Below are 18,475 nucleotides of genomic sequence, written 5' to 3' on the forward strand. Positions count from 1 at the left end.
TGTCTTCCGGGAAAACACGCGGTGAAGGGTTGGGCGAGGCGACCGGCGGCCTTTTCTTTATTGAGCGTGCAACCGTCTGCCACGGGGCAGGCGCCACCGCCCGCCTGAGCAAGTCGCAACCATCAAGTGCCATCATTGCAACCCTTGCGAGTGTTAACGTGCAACCACCCTGTAACCGCGCACCGTCACCGAAGTGCACACCGCTGGTGCGCGACTGCTACAGGGGGCACCGTTTCAAGGCTAGCTGGTACACGGAAATTTACCTGCCAGGGCCCTATCGCCGGCAAGCCGGCTCCTACAGGTATGGCAGTGCAGGCACATCAAGGCCGAAAAGGCTGGCACAATACCGCCCATTGCCCGCCTTGGAGCTTCCCCCTGATGAGCGAGAGCGCATTCGCCGAGCGCATCGTGCACAACCTGCTCGACACCGACTTCTACAAGCTGACGATGATGCAGGGCGTGCTGCACAACTACCCGGACGCCGACGTCGAATGGGAATTTCGCTGCCGCAACGGCGAGGACCTGCGCCCCTACCTCGCCGATATCCGCCAGCAGCTCGAACGGCTCTGCGAACTCACCCTGGACGACGGCCAGCTGGCCTTCCTCGAGCGCATCAGCTTCCTCAAGCCAGACTTTCTGCGCTTTCTGCGCCTGTTCCGCTTCAACCTGCGCTATGTGCGCCTTGGCATCGAGAACGACCAGTTGTTCCTGCGCCTCAAAGGCCCGTGGCTGCACGTGATCCTGTTCGAAGTGCCGCTGCTGGCGATCATCAGCGAAGTGCGCAACCGCCATTTGCACCCGCACATGCGCCTGGCAGAAGCCCGCGACCAGTTGCTGCGCAAGTTCGACTGGCTGCGCGCCCACGCCAGCACTGACGAGCTGGCCGAACTGCAGGTGGCCGACTTCGGCACCCGCCGGCGTTTCTCGGGCCGCGTGCAGGAAGAAGTGGTGCGGGTACTGCGCGATGAATTCCCGGGCCGCTTCGTCGGCACCAGCAACGTCGACCTGGCCTGGAAGCTGGACATCAAGCCGCTGGGCACCATGGCCCATGAATGGATCATGGCCCACCAACAGCTGGGCCCGCGGCTGATCGACAGCCAGATCGCCGCGCTGGACTGCTGGGTGCGCGAGTATCGCGGCCTGCTGGGCATTGCCCTGACCGACTGCATCACCATGGATGCGTTTCTCAAAGATTTCGACCTGTACTTCGCCAAGCTTTTCGATGGCTTGCGCCACGACTCGGGCGAGCCGGTGGCCTGGGCCGAAAAGGCCATCGCCCACTACCAGAAACTGGGCATCGACCCGATGACCAAGACCCTGGTGTTCTCCGATGGCCTGAACCTGACCCGCTCGCTGGAAATCTTCCGTGCCCTGCGCGGTCGCATCAACGTCAGCTTTGGCATCGGCACCAACCTGACCTGCGACATCCCCGGTGTGGCGCCGATGAGCATCGTGCTTAAAATGACCGACTGCAACGGCTCGCCGGTGGCGAAGATTTCCGATGAAGCCGCCAAGACCCAGTGCCGCGACGAGAACTTCGTCGCCTACATGCGCCATGTATTCAAAGTCCCCAGCAAGGAGTAACCCATGCAAGCGGTTCAGCAAGAGATTGCCCAGGCGCTGAAGGTACAGCCGCCGTTCGCAGATGCCGCAGCGCTCGAGGCCGACGTGGCCCGGCGCGTGGCGTTCATCAAGGACTGCCTGGCCAATGCCCGGCTCAAGACCCTGGTGCTGGGCATCAGCGGCGGCGTCGACTCACTGACCGCCGCCCTGCTCGCGCAGCGCGCCATCAACGAGCTGCGCGCCGAGACCGGCGACCAAGCCTACACCTTCATCGCCGTGCGCCTGCCGTACCAGGTGCAGCATGACGAGCACGACGCCCAGGCCTGCCTGGACGTGATCAAGGCCGACGAAGTGCACACCATCGACATCGCCCCGGCGGTGAAGGCCCTGGCGGCCGAGGTACAGGAGCTGAAGACCGGTTCGCCCACCCTGGTGGACTTCGTGGTCGGCAACGTCAAGGCACGTACCCGCATGGTCGCCCAGTACACCATCGCCGGTGCCCGCGCGGGCCTGGTGATTGGTACGGACCACGCCGCCGAGGCGGTGATGGGTTTCTTTACCAAGTTCGGTGATGGTGCCTGCGACCTGGCGCCGCTGAGCGGGCTGGTGAAAAACCAGGTACGGGCGATCGCACGCAGCTTCGGCGCGCCGGAGTCGCTGGTCGAAAAAGTACCGACTGCCGACCTTGAAGACCTGGAGCCAGGCAAGCCGGACGAAGCGTCGCATGGCGTGACCTACCAGCAGATCGATGCCTTCCTGCACGGGTTGCCGGTGGATCAGCAGGCGTTCGACATCATCGTCGCCACCTACCGCAAGACCCAGCACAAGCGCGAACTGCCGTTCGCGCCTTGATCAGGCTGTAGAAAGACCTGTGGGAGCGGGTTTACCCGCCCCCACAGGGACTGGTACCTGTAGGAGCCGGCTTGCCGGCGATTAGGCCGGTTCAGGCAGCACAAGACAGTTGCTCCCACAGAGCCCAGCGTCAGGCTTGGCTTACTTGACTACAACCTTGCCCTTCATCATCGAGATGTGGCCCGGGAAGGTGCAGAAGAAGCTGTAGTCGCCACCGGCTTCCAGCTTGGAAGTGTCCAGGGTGATGGAGCTCTTCTCGCCGGCGCCGATCATCTTGGTGTGGCCGATGATCGCCGCGTTGTCGGCCTTGATGTAGTCCTTGTCCAGCCCTTGGGACATACCCTCGGTGGCAATGCCCTGCATGTCGGCAGTCTTGCTGATCACCAGGTTATGGCCCATGACGTTCTTCGGCAGGCTGCCACCGTGAGTCAGTTCGACTTCGACGGTCTTGCAGCTCTTGTCGATGGTGAATTCCTTGGTGTTGAACGACATCTGGTCGGTCGAATCGACCGTCACCTTGCAGTCAGCGGCGAACACCGAGGCGCTGGCGAGGGTCAGCAGGGATACCGCTACAGCTTTCGCAAACATCATGAATCTCCTTGGCAGGGTTTTATCAATTGCGAGACTGCCTGAAACCACCCTGCCCCTTGCTGATGTGGGTCAAGGGCTGTCAAGTGGCCAGCCAGTTGAATTGTTCAATGGATTGTATACAACCAATCTAAGAGCACATCATGCCCTCTTGATAGACGATGGGACAACCTCTCATTTAGGAGTAATTGAAATGTCCCTCTCAAGTTTCATCAACAGCTTGCTCGCCGCCTACGCCCAGGGCGCCACCGGCGCGGCCTGCGAGTTCTCCCGCCCGGAGTGATCGGGCTTTCAAGTCGCGGCCTTGCGCCTTACCCTGTCAGCCCTGTGAAGGGAGACAAGCAATGCCAGTACGTTCCGTTTGTGTGTTCTGCGGCGCCAGCACCGGTGCCAACCCCGCCTACCGTGAAGCAGCCATCGCCCTTGGCCAGGCCATCGCCGGTCGCGGCCTGACGTTGGTATACGGTGGCGGTGCGGTCGGCCTGATGGGCATCGTCGCCGATGCGGCCATGGCCGCCGGTGGCGAAGTGGTCGGCATCATCCCCCAGAGCCTGTTGGACGCCGAAGTCGGCCACAAAGGCCTGAGCCGTCTTGAGGTGGTGAACGGCATGCACGCGCGCAAGGCGCGCATGGCCGAGCTCAGCGATGCCTTCATCGCCCTGCCGGGCGGGTTGGGTACGCTGGAAGAATTGTTCGAGGTGTGGACCTGGGGGCAACTGGGCTACCACGCCAAGCCGCTGGGGCTGCTGGATGTGAACGGCTTTTATGAAAAGCTGGGCGGGTTCCTCGACCATGTGGTCGAAGAGGGCTTTGTGCGGCCGCAGCACCGGGCGATGTTGCAGCTGGCGCAGCAGCCGGATGAGCTGCTGGATGGGATGGACCGTTTTGTCGCGCCGGTGGCGCCGAAGTGGGTGGACAAGGCCCCGGATTGAATCCAACCGTGGGAGCGGGCTTGCCCCGCGATTGCAAGGGTGGGCCACCGCCGCTATCGCGGGGCAAGCCCGCTCCCACAGGGTTCTACAGGGCTTGCAGAATCAGCGCGGAATCACCGGCTGGCGCGGCTTCTTGCCCTTGCCGCCCCCCTTGGCCGCTTCCTTACGCTCCTTGGCCGCCTGCTGGTTGCGGGCAAACGCTTCGGCTTTGGCCTTCTCGCGCTTGTCCCACGGCTTGCTGCCATCGCTGGCGCGCGGCGGCAGGCCGGTGTGCTGGGTGAGGATCTTCTGCTCCTTGCCCACCTTGTGGCTGCCGGCCGGGGTCGAGTTCTTGCGTCGTGCGCTCTGGTAGCTGTCGGTCTGCGGCTGGTGCAGCGGGATCAGCTGGTGCTTGCCCGGGCCGATCAGGTCGGCGCGGCCCATGCGCTGCAGCGCTTCACGCAGCATCGGCCAGCCTTTCGGGTCGTGGTAGCGCAGGAACGCCTTGTGCAGGCGGCGTTGCTCCTCGCTCTTGACGATCTCCACCCCTTCGCTCTTGTACGTCACCTTGCGCAGCGGGTTCTTGCCCGAGTGGTACATGGCCGTGGCCGAGGCCATTGGCGAGGGGTAGAACGCCTGCACCTGGTCGGCACGGAAGCCATTGCCCTTGAGCCACAGGGCCAGGTTCATCATGTCTTCGTCGGTGGTGCCCGGGTGGGCGGCGATGAAGTACGGGATCAGGTACTGCTCCTTGCCCGCCTCTTTCGAGAACTTCTCGAACATGCGCTTGAAGCGGTCGTAGGTGCCGATGCCCGGCTTCATCATCTTGTCCAGCGGGCCACGCTCGGTGTGCTCCGGGGCAATCTTCAGGTAGCCGCCAACGTGGTGGGTGACCAGCTCGCGCACATACTCCGGCGATTCCACCGCCAGGTCGTAGCGCAGGCCCGAGGCGATCAGGATCTTCTTCACCCCCGGCAAGGCACGGGCCTTGCGGTACAGCTCGATCAGCGAGCTGTGGTCGGTGTTGAGGTTCTCGCAGATGCCCGGGAAAACGCACGACGGCTTGCGGCAGTGCTTCTCGATGTCGTGGCTCTTGCAGGCGATGCGGTACATGTTGGCGGTCGGGCCACCCAGGTCGGAGACCACGCCAGTGAAGCCCGGCACCTTGTCACGCATCTCTTCGATTTCGTGCAGGATCGACTCGTGGGAGCGGTTCTGGATGATCCGCCCTTCGTGCTCGGTGATCGAGCAGAAGGTGCAGCCACCAAAGCAGCCACGCATGATGTTCACCGAGAAGCGGATCATCTCGTAGGCCGGGATGCGCTCCTTGCCATAGGCCGGGTGCGGGATGCGCGCGTAGGGCATGCCGAACACGTAGTCCATCTCTTCGGTGGTCATGGGGATGGGTGGCGGGTTGAACCACACATCCACCTCGCCGTGCTTCTGCACCAGGGCGCGGGCGTTGCCCGGGTTGGTCTCCAGGTGCAACACGCGGTTGGCGTGGGCATACAGCACCGGGTCGTTGCGCACTTTCTCGAACGACGGCAGGCGGATCACCGACTTTTCGCGGGTGACGCTGGGGCTGTCGAGAATCTGCACCACCTTGGCTTCGTTCGGGTCTTCCTGCTCGCCCTTGGCCTGCTCGATGGCGCAGGCCTGGGTGTCCTGGGTGTTGACGTACGGGTTGATGATCTTGTCGACCCGGCCCGGGCGGTCGATGCGCGTGGAGTCGATCTCGTACCAGCCCTGGGGCGTGTCACGGCGAATGAACGCGGTGCCGCGCACGTCGGTGATCTGCTCGACTCGCTCGCCCTGGGACAGGCGCTGGGCCACCTCGACAATGGCCCGCTCGGCGTTGCCGTACAGCAGGATGTCGGCGCTGGCGTCCACCAGGATGGAATGGCGGACCTTGTCCTGCCAGTAGTCGTAGTGGGCGATGCGGCGCAGCGAGGCCTCGATGCCGCCGAGCACGATCGGCACGTGCTTGTAGGCTTCCTTGCAGCGCTGGCTGTACACCAGGCTGGCGCGGTCCGGGCGCTTGCCGGCCAGGCCGCCCGGGGTGTAGGCGTCGTCGGAACGGATCTTCTTGTCGGCGGTGTAGCGGTTGATCATCGAGTCCATGTTGCCGGCCGCGACGCCGAAGAACAGGTTCGGCTCGCCGAGCTTCATGAAGTCGTCTTTGGACTGCCAGTTGGGCTGGGCGATGATGCCCACGCGAAAGCCCTGGGCCTCGAGCAGGCGGCCGATGATGGCCATGCCGAACGAGGCGTGGTCGACGTAGGCGTCACCGGTCACGATGATGATGTCGCAGGAATCCCAGCCGAGCTGATCCATCTCCTCCCTGCTCATCGGCAGGAACGGCGCTGGCCCGAAGCATTCGGCCCAGTACTTGGGATAGTCGTAGAGTGGTTTGGCTGCTTGCATGTCAGTGACCGGTTCTGGTGTGCAGGGAAATCGCGGGCGCGGAATATAGCACAAATTTTGACCAAATCCGACGGTGGTGGTCGGAATCAAGCGTGCGAACCAATATCACTGTGGGAGCGAGCTTGCCTCGCGATGACATCAGTGAATTCACCATCGCCATCGCGGGGCAAGCCCGCTCCCACGATCCGCCCCCACAGGGGCCGGTTCAACCCCGCTGGTTTTATTCGTCGTCGTCGAAGTTGTACATCCCCGGCGCGAGGTTCTCGAAGCGGGTGTACTTGCCGATGAACGCCAGGCGGATGAAGCCGATCGGGCCGTTACGCTGTTTACCGATGATGATTTCGGCCACGCCCTTGTGCTCGGTTTCGGGGTGATACACCTCGTCGCGGTACACGAACATGATCACGTCGGCGTCCTGCTCGATTGCACCGGATTCACGCAAGTCGGAGTTGACCGGGCGCTTGTTGGGGCGCTGCTCCAGAGAGCGGTTGAGCTGGGACAGGGCGATGACAGGGCAGTTGAATTCCTTGGCCAGGGCTTTCAACGAGCGGGATATCTCGGAAATCTCGTTGGTCCGGTTGTCACCTGCCGAACCCGGGATCTGCATCAATTGCAGGTAGTCGACCATGATCATGGCGATCTCGCCGTGCTCACGGGCCAGGCGGCGGGTACGGGCGCGCATTTCGGACGGGCTGATACCGGCGGTATCGTCGATGAACAGCTTGCGGTCGTTGAGCAGGTTCACCGCAGACGTCAGGCGCGGCCAGTCGTCGTCGTCCAGCTGGCCGGAACGCACCTTGGTCTGGTCGATGCGGCCCAGCGACGAGAGCATACGCATGACCAGCGATTCGCCGGGCATCTCTAGGGAGAACACCAGCACCACCTTGTCGCTGCGCAACACGGCGTTTTCCACCAGGTTCATGGCGAAGGTGGTCTTGCCCATCGACGGACGGCCGGCAACGATGATCAAGTCAGCCGGTTGCAGGCCGCTGGTCTTCTCGTCCAGGTCGGTGTAGCCGGTGGAGATACCGGTGATGTCGCTGTCGGAGTTGAACAGCGTGTCGATACGGTCGATGGCCATGGTCAACAGCTCGTTGACCCCCACCGGGCCGCCGGTCTTCGGCCGCGCCTCGGCGATCTGGAAGATCTGCCGCTCGGCGTCGTCGAGGATCTCTTCGGCGTTGCGCCCCTGCGGGTTGAAGGCGTTGTCGGCGATGTCGGTACTGATGCTGATCAGCTGGCGCAGCGTGGCCCGCTCGCGAATGATCGCGGCATAAGCCTTGATGTTGGCCACCGACGGGGTGTTCTTGGCCAGTTCTGCCAGGTAGGCCAGGCCGCCGATCTGGGTCGACATGCCTTCTTTGTCCAGCTGCTCGTGCAGGGTCACCACGTCGAACGGCTGGTTCAGGTCGGCCAGCTTGTGGATGGCGCGGAAGATCAGCCGGTGGTCATGCCGGTAGAAGTCACCGTCCGAGACCTGGTCCAGCACCCGCTCCCAGGCGTTGTTGTCCAGCATCAGGCCACCGAGCACGGCCTGTTCGGCCTCGATGGAATGCGGCGGTACTTTCAGCGCTGCGGTTTGCAGGTCGAGCTGTTCGGAGCTGGTGATCTCGTTCATGGCCACGCAAGAATTCTGGGGGGACGAAAAAGACAAAGGGCACGGCCTGTAAAACAGGACCGTGCCCGATGTTAACCGGCTGGCTCCCAGGGAGCCAACCGGTCAGCGCAGCTTAGGCAGCTACGACGACCACACGTACGGTGGCTTCAACGTCGCTGTGCAGGTGCACGGCTACGTCGTATTCGCCAACCTGACGGATGGTGCCGTTCGGCAGACGAACTTCAGCTTTGGCCACTTCAACGCCAGAGGCGGTCAGGGCGTCAGCGATGTCGTGGGTGCCGATCGAACCGAACAGCTTGCCTTCGTCGCCAGCGGTGGCAGTGATGGTCACTTCCAGCTCGGCCAGTTGGGCAGCGCGGCTTTCAGCCGAAGCTTTCTTGTCTGCAGCAGCTTTTTCCAGCTCGGCGCGGCGCTCTTCGAACGCGGCCAGGTTGGCGGCGTTGGCAACGGTGGCCTTGCCGAACGGCAGCAGGAAGTTACGACCGTAACCGGCCTTAACGTTTACTTTGTCGCCCAGGTTGCCCAGGTTAGCGACTTTTTCCAGCAGGATCAGTTCCATTTGGTAAAACCTCTTAACTTTTAACCTTCACCGTTCGCGGAGTCGTCACCCTGTGAGGGGGACTTGCGACCGCGAAAATCAATCAGGCTGTCGACAATGGCCAGGACCATCAGCAACGGGTAAATCAGCTGCAAGATCAGCGGCAACGTCACGTACATGCCCACCAGCCAGAAACCGGCCAGTCGACCCTGCCCCACCAGCCCGTGCATCAAGGCGATGCCGGCCAGCACCAGAACCAGGCTCGAGGCCGATGCCAGGATGATGAACTGCGGCCCGATGAACGGGGCCACCACCATCACTGCCACCAAGACCGCCATGGCCTGTTTCGGCAGCTTCAGGGCGCGAAACTCGCGACCGAAGCCTCCAGGGTTGTACAACGCTGCCTGCCAATAACGCGCCAGCACCAGGGCCAACACGCTGAACAACTGCACCGTCACTGCTGTGGAGGCGACCAGCACGGGGCGGATCAACTCACCGGAGAGCATCGGCTGCCCTTCGATCTTCGGCATGGCTTCGGCAAACGCCTTGGCCAGCACATCGAAGGTCTGTGCCAGCGCCTGGTCCAGCACGAGGCTGAACACCACGGCGAACACGGCACTGAACACCAGCACACGGCTCCAGGGATGCTCGGCGCGCAACAGCGCAGCGAGGCCGAGGGCACCGGCGGTCACCATGAAGGTGATCGGGTCGCCCATCAACCATACGGCCAGCCCGGCCAGCAGGCCGCCGGCGATGACCGTCGTAGCATCCTTGAACCCACGCCGCAGCAGCACAAGGCTACTGGCAGCGGCACTCAACCAGAACAGCAGCGGCAGTACCGCGCTGATGACCACCACCAGGGTGGCCTGCACACGACCGCGCATGATGAAACTTGCCAACGCTCGCATGCCTATCCCTTACTGCTTGTCGACGACCCGGTCTCAGCGGCCGTGGCTGTCGGTGTAGGGCAGCAGGGCCAGGAAGCGGGCGCGCTTGATAGCGGTAGCCAGCTGACGCTGATAACGAGCTTTGGTACCGGTGATGCGGCTTGGAACGATCTTGCCGGTTTCGGATACGTAAGCTTTCAGGGTGTTGAGATCTTTGAAGTCGATCTCTTTCACGTCTTCAGCAGTGAAGCGGCAGAATTTACGACGACGGAAGAAACGTGCCATGTTATTGGCTCCTCAAAAAGTCCGTGGATTACTCGTCAGCGTTGTCGCTGTTGTCGCTGTCATTGCTGTCGTCGCCATCGGCGCCGTCGGCATTGTCAGGACGTTCACGACGCTCACGGCGCTCGCTGCGGTTTTCTTCGGCCTTGAGCATCTCGGACGGGCCGGTAACGGCTTCGTCACGACGGATGACCAGGTTACGGATCACGGCATCGTTGTAGCGGAAGTTGTCTTCCAGCTCGGCCAGGGCCTTGCCGGTGCACTCAACGTTCAGCATCACGTAGTGAGCCTTGTGAACATTGTTGATTGCGTAGGCCAGTTGACGACGGCCCCAGTCTTCCAGGCGGTGGATCTTGCCACCATCTTCTTCGATCAGCTTGGTGTAACGCTCAACCATGCCGCCGACTTGCTCGCTCTGGTCCGGGTGAACCAGGAAGATGATTTCGTAATGACGCATGAATGCTCCTTACGGGTTAGTAGTCTGCCAGCAACCTGGTCAGACAAGGAGTGAATGACACTGTATGTCTTGCCCTGAGGGGAGACGCATGCGCGCCTGCCAGCTCGGCAAGGGGCGCAATTGTAGAGAAGGCCGGGGGGACAAGCAAGGTAATTGGCGAATATTTGAACAGTCAGAAACAATTGCGCCAAGAGAAACGCACTGTGGGAGCGGGCCTGCCCCGCGATGCGCTGTAACGCCCATCGCGGGGCAAGCCCGCTCCCACAAACGATCAGCGAATCAGCGCTTGGCCTGGCGCTGGCGCACTGCCTCGAACAGGCAAACGCCGGTGGCCACCGAAACGTTCAGGCTGCTGACGCTGCCGCCCATCGGCAGCTTCACCAGGAAATCACAGTGCTCGCGGGTCAGGCGGCGCATGCCCTTGCCTTCGGCGCCCATGATCATCACCAGCGGGCCGGTCAGGTCCTGCTGGTATATCTCCTGTTCGGCTTCACCGGCGGTACCGACCACCCACAACCCGCGCTGCTGGAGTTTTTCCAGGGTGCGGGCCAGGTTGGTCACGGCCACCAGCGGCATCACTTCGGCAGCGCCGCAGGCGACTTTGCGCACCACGCCAGTTAGGGTGGCCGACTTGTCCTTGGGGATCACCACGGCAGTGGCACCGGCAGCATCGGCGGTGCGCAGGCAGGCGCCGAGGTTGTGCGGGTCGGTGACGCCATCGAGCACCAGAATCAGCGGCGGTGTTTCAGTACGCTCGAGCAGCTCGTCGAGCATCGCCTCGCCCCACACCTGGCTTGGGCTGACCTCGGCAACTACGCCTTGGTGCACACCCTCGACCCAGGCGTCGAGCTCACGGCGCTCGGCCTGGCCGACCTGTACGCGGTTCTGCGCAGCCAGCTCCAGCAGCGCCTGAATACGCGGCTCGCTACGCCCTTCCGACAGCCAGATCTGCTTGACCCGCTTGGGATGGTGCTGCAGCAGTGCCTGAACCGCGTGCACGCCGTAGATTTTTTCCAGCTGACTCATGACTTGTTCTTGCCTTTACGTGGCGCGCCGGACTTCGGCGGCCCCTTGCGATGCTTGGTCGGCTTGCCGGACGGCTTGCTGCCCTTGTCCGCCTTGCTGCCTGCATGGCTGGAGCGCGCCTCACCCATCAGCGCCTTTTTCATTTCGCGGCTCTTGCGCACCTCGGCGTTGCGCTGCACGGCGTCCTTGGGGAAGTACGCATCAGCGGTTTCGCTCTTGCGGCTGCGCGGCTTGGGCGAAATTTTCGCTTCCTGCACCGGAGCCTGGGCTGGTGCTGGCGCCGCTTCGCTGGCACCGGCAGCACGCGGCTTGCGGCCAACTGGGGCGTTGACCGTGGCTTCGGACATCTCGAAGTCGATCTTGCGCTGTTCGAGGTCGACGCGCATGACCTTGACCTCGACCGTGTCGCCCAGGCGGAAGCTGCGCCCACTGCGCTCACCCGACAGGCGGTGGTGCACCGGGTCGAAGTGGTAGTAGTCGCCCGGCAGGGCACTGACGTGCACCAGGCCTTCGACGTAGATGTCGGTCAGCTCGATGAACAGGCCAAAACCGGTCACTGCGGTGATCACGCCGGGGAAGGTTTCGCCCACGCGGTCACGCATGTATTCGCACTTGAGCCAGTTGACCACATCGCGGGTGGCCTCGTCGGCGCGCCGCTCGGTCATCGAGCACTGCTCGCCCATCTGCTCCAGGCTGTTCTCGTCGTACGGGTAGATGCGCGCCTTGGGGATGCTCAGGGCGCCGGCACGCTTGACGTGCGGGGTGTCCATCTTCGAACGGATCACGCTGCGAATGGCGCGGTGCACCAGCAGGTCGGGGTAGCGACGGATCGGCGAGGTGAAGTGGGTGTACGCCTCGTAGTTCAGGCCGAAGTGGCCATTGTTCTCGGTGCTGTACACCGCCTGGCTGAGCGAGCGCAGCATGACAGTCTGGATCAGGTGGAAGTCCGGCCGCCCGGCAATGCTCGCCAGCAGGGCCTGGTAATCCTTCGGCGACGGGTCCTTGCCCTTGTGCAGGGTCAGGCCCAGCTCGCCCAGGAAGGCGCGCAGTTTTTCCAGGCGCTCCGGCGGCGGGCCGTCGTGCACGCGGTACAGCGACGGCACGTTGTGCTTTTGCAGGAACTCGGCCGTGGCGACGTTGGCCGCCAGCATGCATTCCTCGATCAGCTTGTGGGCGTCGTTGCGCACCGTCGGACGAATTTCGGCGATTTTGCGGTCTTCACCGAAGATGATCCGGGTTTCCTGGGTTTCGAAGTCGATCGCGCCACGGGTGTGACGGGCCGCCACCAGCGCCTTGTACAGGGCGTACAGGTGCTTGAGATCCGGCAGCACCTCGCTGTACTCCTCGCGCAGGGCCTTGCCTTCGCGGGTACGGGCGTGTTCCAGCATGCTGCTGACCTTGTTGTAGGTCAGGCGCGCGTGGGAGTGGATCAGGCCTTCGTAGAACTGATAGTCGACCATCTGGCCGGCTTTGTTGATGGTCATCTCGCAGACCATGGCCAGGCGATCGACGTGCGGGTTCAGCGAGCACAGGCCGTTGGACAGCTCCTCGGGGAGCATCGGCACCACGCGCTCGGGGAAGTACACCGAGTTGCCGCGCTGCTGGGCCTCGACGTCCAGGGCCGAACCCAGGCGCACGTAGCTGGACACGTCGGCGATGGCCACGTACAGGCGCCAGCCGCCGGAGAACAGGCGCAGCTTGCCCAGCGGTTCGCAGTAGACGGCGTCGTCGAAGTCGCGGGCGTCCTCGCCGTCGATGGTGACGAAGGGCAGGTGGCGCAGGTCGATGCGCTTTTCCTTGTCCTTCTCTTCGACTTCGGAACGGAACTTGCGCGCTTCCTTGATCACGTCCTTCGGCCAGACGTGCGGAATGTCATAGCTGCGCAGGGCGATGTCGATCTCCATGCCCGGCGCCATGTAGTTGCCGATCACTTCGATCACATCACCCTGCGGCTGGAAGCGCGGGGTCGGCCAGTGGGTGATCTTGATCGAGACGAACTGGCCGATCTTGGCACCGCCGTTACGCCCGGCAGTCACCAGCACTTCCTGCTGGATCTTCGGGTTGTCCGGGGTCACGTAGCCGATGCCGCCTTCTTCGAAGTATCGGCCGACCACGCTTTCGTGGGCGCGGGAGATGACTTCGACCAGCACGCCTTCGCGCCGGCCACGGCGGTCGACGCCGGACACCCGGGCCAGGCCACGGTCGCCGTCGAACACCAGGCGCATCTGCGCGGGGCTCAAGAACAGGTCTTCACTGCCGTCGTCGGGGATCAGGAAGCCGAAGCCGTCACGGTGACCGGAAACGCGGCCGCAGATCAGGTCGAGCTTGTCTACCGGGGCATAGGTGCCGCGCCGGGTATAGATAAGCTGACCATCGCGCTCCATGGCGCGCAGGCGGCGGCGCAGGGCTTCGATCTGGTCTTCTTCGTAAAGACCGAATTCTTCGGCCAGCTGTTCGCGGGCTGCCGGCTCGCCACGGTCGGCGAGGCGCTGCAGGATCAGCTCACGGCTGGGGATGGGATTATCGTATTTTTCCGCTTCGCGAGCGGCCTCGGGATCGAGGGATTGCCAATCGGCCATCAGAAGGGGTTCACCTTGGGGTATATAGATATGAATTCTGGCATAGGCGTATTGAAACCGGAAATGTCAGCCTTGGACAGCCCCACAGAAGGGTCCGGCGAGCGGCAATAGGCCCATGGAATCAACAAGTTGAATTTTTTGAAATTTTTTTCGTTCGGGGGCTTTACAGCCCTCTGAGCCGTCCGTATAGTGCGCACCACAACGACGGACAACCCCGAAGTTGTAGTAGAGATGAACGGCGCTGTAAAGCATCTTGTAATCTCGAATGTGTGCCCAGGTGGCGGAATTGGTAGACGCGCTGGTTTCAGGTATCAGTGACTTAACGGTCGTGGAAGTTCGAGTCTTCTCCTGGGCACCAAGTTTTTCCAAGTAACAGATGACCAAGGATCTGTTACTACTGTGTGAAAGCAGACGATGTCACTTTCAGCAGATGATGCAAAGCTTTGCCCAGGTGGCGGAATTGGTAGACGCGCTGGTTTCAGGTATCAGTGACTTAACGGTCGTGGAAGTTCGAGTCTTCTCCTGGGCACCATACAAAAACCCACTAGCTTGCTAGTGGGTTTTTTCTTGCCTGCGATTTTTGCATCGCCCGCCTGCTTCATTGCAATCAGGAATGACTCTCATCTATCGTGATGACTTTCTCTCATGGAGCGAGCGAACGATGAGCATGGAACTGACCACCCCTCACCCGCTGCAAGCCTGCTGGGACCTGCAACTCGCAGGCCTGGCCGCCGACGCCCTGCGCGTGGCGCTGAGCATGGACCTGTTCGAACACCTCGAGCAGCACATCGCCCCCGCACAACTGGCCAAGAGCCTCGATCTCGAACCGTTCAATACCGGCTACCTGCTGGAGCTGCTCTGGGCCCAGGGCCTGCTCGAGCGCGACGCACAGGGCAGCCACTACCGCAACGGCGAAACAGCACGCCGCTACCTCGTGCGCACTAGCGACGACTATTGCGGCGACGCCCTGCTGTTCCGTCACCAGGTGTTGCGCCAGGCGGGCCAGCCATTGGAGCAGGCCCTGCGCAACGGCTTGCCGGCCGCCGGCACACCTTCAGCGCAAATGGCCCGGCGCTGGGCCGAGGCGGCGCGGGTGCAGATTGCCCAGGAGCAGCAAGCGGTGACGGTCGAGGTGGCCTGCGCGCTGATCGAGCGCCTACCCGAGGCGCCCGGCCTGCAGCGCATGCTCGACCTCGGCGGCGGCCCCGGCCTGGTGGCCATTGCCTTGGCACGCAAGCTGCCCGACCTGCACGCCACAGTGTTCGACTTCACCGAAACAGCAGCAGTGGCCCATGAGAACATCCTGCGCGCCGGGCTTGAGAGGCGCCTTGGCAGCATGGGCGGCGACCTGGACCTGGATGATTTCGGCAGCGGCTACGACCTGATCTGGTGTTCATCGGTGTTGCACTTCGCCAGCGACCTGGACGGCCTGTTGCAGCGCTTGCACGGGGCACTGAAGCCGGGCGGGGTGCTGGTGTGTTGTCACGCCGAAGTGCCCGACGACAGGCAGGCCGCAGCGCGGGTACTGCCTTATTACCTGCACATGCGCATGCAGGGGCGGCATGTGCTGCCGGCCGGGGCGTTGGCGCACAAGCTTCGCGGGGTTGGTTTCGTGGATGTGGAGCAGCAGGATGGGCTGCGTTATCCGGTGGCGCCGGTGACGGCGGTGATTGCCAGAAAAATATGAGCCTGTAACGACCCTATCGCCGGCAAGCCGGCTCCTACACGTAAAGTACAGGTTTGCAGGCTACGCAACCCTGTGGGAAGCGGCCTTGCCGGGGCGCCGTCCGGTCGAGATGGGCTGCGCAGCAGCCCCGACAATCTTGCATGATGCAAAGACCCTGGGGCCGCTACGCAGCCCATCTCGACCGGACGGCGCCCCGGCAAGGCCGCTTCCCACAGAGTCCGCGTCAAATCACCGAGTTGTATTTTGTTCTATGAAAGCCGGCTTGCCGGCGATAGGGCCGTTACAGGAAAACCCAAGCCCATCCCCCTTCCATGAATTTCCCGTCACCCGGCCACTTGAGAAACGATTTCGTTTACCATTGTTTCCAAATATGTAGCCGTAAGCGAGGAAGTACCCGCATGACGATCCGCCCGCAACCGCTGATGCGCACCCTGGCCGCCGCTGTTCTGAGCCTGGTGATCGGCGCTCCGGCCGCCCTGGCAGACGAACCGGTCAAAAACCTGACCATGTACAACGGCCAGCACAAGGAAATCGGCGAAGCCATTGCCAAGGCCTACGAGGCCAAGACCGGTATCCACATCAATATCCGCAAGGGCAGCAGCAACCAGCTGGCCAGCCAGATCATCGAGGAAGGCGACCGCTCACCGGCCGATATCATCTACACCGAAGAATCCCCGCCGCTGAACAACCTGGGCGAACTGGGCCTGCTGGCGAAGATCGACGACGCCACCCTGAACATGCTGCCCAAAGAGTACGTGGGCGCCAACGGCACCTGGATGGGCGTCACTGCCCGCACCCGCGTGGTGGTGTTCAACCCGAAGAAAATTGACGAAAAAGACCTGCCCACCACGGTAATGGATTTCGCCGGCCCCGAGTGGGAAGGCCGTGTCGGTTACGTGCCCACCAGCGGCGCCTTCCAGGAGCAGGCCGTGGCCATCCTCAAGATGCATGGCCGTGAAGCCACCGAGGAATGGCTGACGGGCCTGAAGGCCTTCGGCAAGACCTACACCAACAACATGGTCGCCCTCAAAGCCGTGGAAAAAGGCGAAGTGGCCGCCGTGCTGGTGAACAACTACTACTGGTACGCCCTGGAGCGCGAGCGCGGCAAGCTCGACTCCAAGCTGTACTACCTGGCTGACGGCGACGCCGGCAACCTGGTGACCATCTCCGGCGCCGCGGCCGTGAAGGCCAGCAAGCACCCGAAAGAGGCCCAGGCCCTGCTCAACTGGATGGCCAGCGAAGAAGGCCAGCGCGTGATCACCCAGACCACCGCCGAATACCCGCTGCACAAGGGCATGGTTTCCGACCGTGGCCTGAAGCCGTTCGAAGAGCTGCGTCCGCCGAAGATCTCGCCGGCTGACCTTGGCAATGCCGAGGAGGCCATCGAGCTCGAACGTGAGGTTGGCCTGCTCTGATGACCGCCGCCCTGTCCACGCCCGCCCTGCCGCGCTTCGTGCCCAAGCGCAAGCGCCCGTCCATCTGGGTGGTGCTGCCCGTGCTGTTCCTGGTGGCGATGAGCTTGCTGCCGCTGCTGTACGTCGCCATCAAGGCCTGGGAGGCCGGCTGGCGCGAAGCCCTGCACCTGCTGTGGCGCCCGTTCGTCTGGGGCCTGATGCGCAACACCATGCTGCTGATGGTCGGGGTGACGCTGGTGTGCATGGTGGTCGGCATGGCCCTGGCCTGGTTGCTGGAGCGCAGCAACCTGCCGGGCCGCCGGCTGTGGGGCGTGGTGCTGTGCCTGCCGTTCGCGGTGCCGTCGTTCGTCAGCAGCTTCACCTGGGTGTCGCTGAGCTCGGACTTCGAAGGCCTGGGCGGGGCGATTCTGGTGATGGCGCTGTCCAAATACCCGCTGGTATTTCTGCCGGTGGCAGCCACCCTGCGCAACCTCGACACCTCGCTCGAGGAGTCGGCGCGCACACTGGGGTGCGGGCGCTGGGGCGTGTTCGCCAAGGTCACCCTGCCGCTGCTGTGGCCGTCGATGCTCGGCGGCGCGCTGCTGATTGCCCTGCATATGCTGGTGGAGTTCGGCGCGCTGTCGATCCTTGGCCTGCAGACCTTTACCACGGCGATCTACCAGCAGTTCGAACTGGAGTTCAGCAACGCCAACGCGGCCATGCTCTCGGCGGTATTGCTGGCACTGTGCCTGGTGATGCTGTGGCTGGAGCTGAAAGTGCGCGGCAAGGCCCGCCACGTGCGCATTGGCCAGGGCGTGGCACGCCGCGCGCAGCCGGTGCGCCTGCGCGGCTGGATGCCGCTGGCGCAGCTGTTCTGCCTGGGCCTGGCGATTCTGGGCAGCGGCATCCCGCTGGCCATGCTGGGGTACTGGCTGAGCGTCGGCTCGTCGGCGGCCTTCCCGGTGGCGGCGATCAGCAAGGCATTGCTGACTTCGTTGTCGGTATCGCTGGGCGGCGCCGGATTCTGCGTGCTGCTGGCCCTGCCGATCAGCTTCCTGGTGGTGCGCTACAAGGGCCGCCTGGCGATCTGGGCCGAGCGCCTGCCGTACCTGCTGCATGCCCTGCCGGGCCTGGTGATCGCCCTGACCCTGGTGTTCTTCGCCCTGCACTATGTGCCGGCGCTGTACCAGACCACCGCGCTGCTGATTCTGGCCTACGCGCTGCTGTTCCTGCCGCTGGCCCAGTCGCCGGTGCGCACAGCGCTGAACAAGGCTTCGCCAACCCTTGAAGAGGCCGCACGCACCCTGGGCGCGAGCAGCTTTGCGGCGTTTTGCCGGGTGACGCTGCCGATCATCTTCCCGGCCATGGCGGCGGCGTTCGCCCTGGTGTTCCTGGACGCCATGAAGGAGCTGACCGCCACCCTGCTGCTCAGCCCGACCGGCATGACTACCCTGGCCACCGAGGTGTGGGCGCATACGGCCAACGTCGAGTTCGCGGCGGCAGCGCCTTACGCGGCGCTGTTGATCGTGGTATCGGGGTTGCCGGTGTATCTGCTGACCACGCGGATGTATCTGAACAAGGCCTAAGACCCATGCGGTTGATGTGGGAACAACTGTCTTGCTTAAATTACATGAAGCTGGCGCGATCCCTGTAGGAGCCGGCTTGCCGG

15 protein-coding genes and 2 tRNA genes are annotated in these 18,475 nt (G+C 63.2%); 8 read left to right on the forward strand and 9 right to left on the reverse strand.

Annotated features, from left to right (window positions below; all coding sequences use genetic code 11):
* The first annotated feature begins 378 nt into the window (after positions 1 to 378).
* Entirely contained in the window at positions 379 to 1,584 is a 1,206-nt protein-coding gene (pncB, locus tag KSS94_RS24160; protein ID WP_217840548.1) for a nicotinate phosphoribosyltransferase, read from the forward strand.
* A gap of 3 nt (positions 1,585 to 1,587) precedes the next feature.
* On the forward strand, positions 1,588 to 2,415 hold the full coding sequence (gene nadE / locus KSS94_RS24165) for an NAD(+) synthase (RefSeq protein ID WP_217840549.1): 828 nt from the start codon (positions 1,588 to 1,590) through the stop codon (positions 2,413 to 2,415).
* 141 nt (positions 2,416 to 2,556) lie between these two features.
* Here nadE and azu read toward each other — a convergent pair whose 3' ends face one another.
* Entirely contained in the window at positions 2,557 to 3,003 is a 447-nt protein-coding gene (azu, locus tag KSS94_RS24170) for an azurin (RefSeq protein WP_217843659.1), read from the reverse strand.
* Positions 3,004 to 3,347: 344 nt separating this feature from the next.
* Here azu and KSS94_RS24175 point away from each other — a divergent pair, with 344 nt between their 5' ends.
* Positions 3,348 to 3,935 (forward strand): cytokinin riboside 5'-monophosphate phosphoribohydrolase, encoded by a 588-nt coding sequence (locus KSS94_RS24175; protein WP_217840550.1) that lies wholly within the window; start codon positions 3,348 to 3,350, stop codon positions 3,933 to 3,935.
* A 102-nt stretch (positions 3,936 to 4,037) separates the two neighbouring features.
* Here KSS94_RS24175 and KSS94_RS24180 read toward each other — a convergent pair whose 3' ends face one another.
* The 8 genes from KSS94_RS24180 to rnr all read right to left on the reverse strand — a co-directional run bounded on the left by KSS94_RS24180 (position 4,038) and on the right by rnr (position 13,725).
* A complete protein-coding gene (locus KSS94_RS24180; RefSeq protein ID WP_217840551.1) occupies positions 4,038 to 6,338 on the reverse strand; it encodes a YgiQ family radical SAM protein in 2,301 nt (766 codons plus the stop codon).
* Positions 6,339 to 6,558: 220 nt separating this feature from the next.
* On the reverse strand, positions 6,559 to 7,956 hold the full coding sequence (gene dnaB, locus KSS94_RS24185) for a replicative DNA helicase (RefSeq protein WP_217840552.1): 1,398 nt from the start codon (positions 7,954 to 7,956) through the stop codon (positions 6,559 to 6,561).
* Positions 7,957 to 8,068: 112 nt separating this feature from the next.
* Positions 8,069 to 8,515, reverse strand: a complete 447-nt coding sequence (rplI, locus tag KSS94_RS24190) for a 50S ribosomal protein L9 (RefSeq protein WP_011535934.1) — start codon at positions 8,513 to 8,515, stop codon at positions 8,069 to 8,071.
* A gap of 20 nt (positions 8,516 to 8,535) precedes the next feature.
* Complete coding sequence (locus KSS94_RS24195; RefSeq protein ID WP_217840553.1) at positions 8,536 to 9,402, reverse strand: hypothetical protein; 867 nt, start codon at positions 9,400 to 9,402, stop codon at positions 8,536 to 8,538.
* Between the two features lie 33 nt (positions 9,403 to 9,435).
* A complete protein-coding gene (rpsR, locus tag KSS94_RS24200; RefSeq protein WP_003249563.1) occupies positions 9,436 to 9,666 on the reverse strand; it encodes a 30S ribosomal protein S18 in 231 nt (76 codons plus the stop codon).
* A gap of 28 nt (positions 9,667 to 9,694) precedes the next feature.
* A complete protein-coding gene (gene rpsF, locus KSS94_RS24205; protein WP_194790233.1) occupies positions 9,695 to 10,120 on the reverse strand; it encodes a 30S ribosomal protein S6 in 426 nt (141 codons plus the stop codon).
* A gap of 279 nt (positions 10,121 to 10,399) precedes the next feature.
* Entirely contained in the window at positions 10,400 to 11,146 is a 747-nt protein-coding gene (gene rlmB, locus KSS94_RS24210; protein WP_217840554.1) for a 23S rRNA (guanosine(2251)-2'-O)-methyltransferase RlmB, read from the reverse strand.
* The gene (gene rnr / locus KSS94_RS24215; protein ID WP_217840555.1) at positions 11,143 to 13,725 is read right to left on the reverse strand and encodes a ribonuclease R; all 2,583 of its coding nucleotides are present in this window, start codon (positions 13,723 to 13,725) and stop codon (positions 11,143 to 11,145) included. Before rnr ends, rlmB begins: the two co-directional genes overlap by 4 nt.
* Positions 13,726 to 13,996: 271 nt before the next feature.
* Between rnr and KSS94_RS24220 the strand changes: the two genes are divergently transcribed.
* The 5 genes from KSS94_RS24220 to KSS94_RS24240 all read left to right on the forward strand — a co-directional run bounded on the left by KSS94_RS24220 (position 13,997) and on the right by KSS94_RS24240 (position 18,392).
* Positions 13,997 to 14,083 (forward strand) — tRNA-Leu (locus tag KSS94_RS24220).
* Positions 14,084 to 14,170: 87 nt separating this feature from the next.
* Positions 14,171 to 14,257 (forward strand) — tRNA-Leu (locus KSS94_RS24225).
* Positions 14,258 to 14,386: 129 nt separating this feature from the next.
* Entirely contained in the window at positions 14,387 to 15,412 is a 1,026-nt protein-coding gene (locus KSS94_RS24230) for a methyltransferase (protein ID WP_217840556.1), read from the forward strand.
* A 398-nt stretch (positions 15,413 to 15,810) separates the two neighbouring features.
* Positions 15,811 to 16,827 carry an extracellular solute-binding protein gene (locus KSS94_RS24235; RefSeq protein ID WP_217840557.1) on the forward strand — a complete coding sequence of 339 codons (1,017 nt, stop codon included), beginning with the start codon at positions 15,811 to 15,813 and terminating at the stop codon, positions 16,825 to 16,827.
* A complete protein-coding gene (locus KSS94_RS24240; protein ID WP_217840558.1) occupies positions 16,827 to 18,392 on the forward strand; it encodes an ABC transporter permease in 1,566 nt (521 codons plus the stop codon). The genes KSS94_RS24235 and KSS94_RS24240 overlap by 1 nt, the downstream gene beginning before the upstream one ends.
* Positions 18,393 to 18,475: the final 83 nt, after the last annotated feature.

The organism is Pseudomonas fakonensis (genome assembly GCF_019139895.1).
Lineage (GTDB): Bacteria > Pseudomonadota > Gammaproteobacteria > Pseudomonadales > Pseudomonadaceae > Aquipseudomonas > Aquipseudomonas fakonensis.

Excerpts from the sequence above, each read along its gene's own strand:
- pncB (WP_217840548.1), top strand. The coding sequence starts at position 379 with ATGAGCGAGAGCGCATTCGCCGAGCGCATCGTGCACAACCTGCTCGAC.
- nadE (WP_217840549.1), top strand. The coding sequence starts at position 1,588 with ATGCAAGCGGTTCAGCAAGAGATTGCCCAGGCGCTGAAGGTACAGCCG.
- azu (WP_217843659.1), bottom strand. The coding sequence starts at position 3,003 with ATGTTTGCGAAAGCTGTAGCGGTATCCCTGCTGACCCTCGCCAGCGCC.
- KSS94_RS24175 (WP_217840550.1), top strand. The coding sequence starts at position 3,348 with ATGCCAGTACGTTCCGTTTGTGTGTTCTGCGGCGCCAGCACCGGTGCC.
- KSS94_RS24180 (WP_217840551.1), bottom strand. The coding sequence starts at position 6,338 with ATGCAAGCAGCCAAACCACTCTACGACTATCCCAAGTACTGGGCCGAA.
- dnaB (WP_217840552.1), bottom strand. The coding sequence starts at position 7,956 with ATGAACGAGATCACCAGCTCCGAACAGCTCGACCTGCAAACCGCAGCG.
- rplI (WP_011535934.1), bottom strand. The coding sequence starts at position 8,515 with ATGGAACTGATCCTGCTGGAAAAAGTCGCTAACCTGGGCAACCTGGGC.
- KSS94_RS24195 (WP_217840553.1), bottom strand. The coding sequence starts at position 9,402 with ATGCGAGCGTTGGCAAGTTTCATCATGCGCGGTCGTGTGCAGGCCACC.
- rpsR (WP_003249563.1), bottom strand. The coding sequence starts at position 9,666 with ATGGCACGTTTCTTCCGTCGTCGTAAATTCTGCCGCTTCACTGCTGAA.
- rpsF (WP_194790233.1), bottom strand. The coding sequence starts at position 10,120 with ATGCGTCATTACGAAATCATCTTCCTGGTTCACCCGGACCAGAGCGAG.
- rlmB (WP_217840554.1), bottom strand. The coding sequence starts at position 11,146 with ATGAGTCAGCTGGAAAAAATCTACGGCGTGCACGCGGTTCAGGCACTG.
- rnr (WP_217840555.1), bottom strand. The coding sequence starts at position 13,725 with ATGGCCGATTGGCAATCCCTCGATCCCGAGGCCGCTCGCGAAGCGGAA.
- KSS94_RS24230 (WP_217840556.1), top strand. The coding sequence starts at position 14,387 with ATGAGCATGGAACTGACCACCCCTCACCCGCTGCAAGCCTGCTGGGAC.
- KSS94_RS24235 (WP_217840557.1), top strand. The coding sequence starts at position 15,811 with ATGACGATCCGCCCGCAACCGCTGATGCGCACCCTGGCCGCCGCTGTT.
- KSS94_RS24240 (WP_217840558.1), top strand. The coding sequence starts at position 16,827 with ATGACCGCCGCCCTGTCCACGCCCGCCCTGCCGCGCTTCGTGCCCAAG.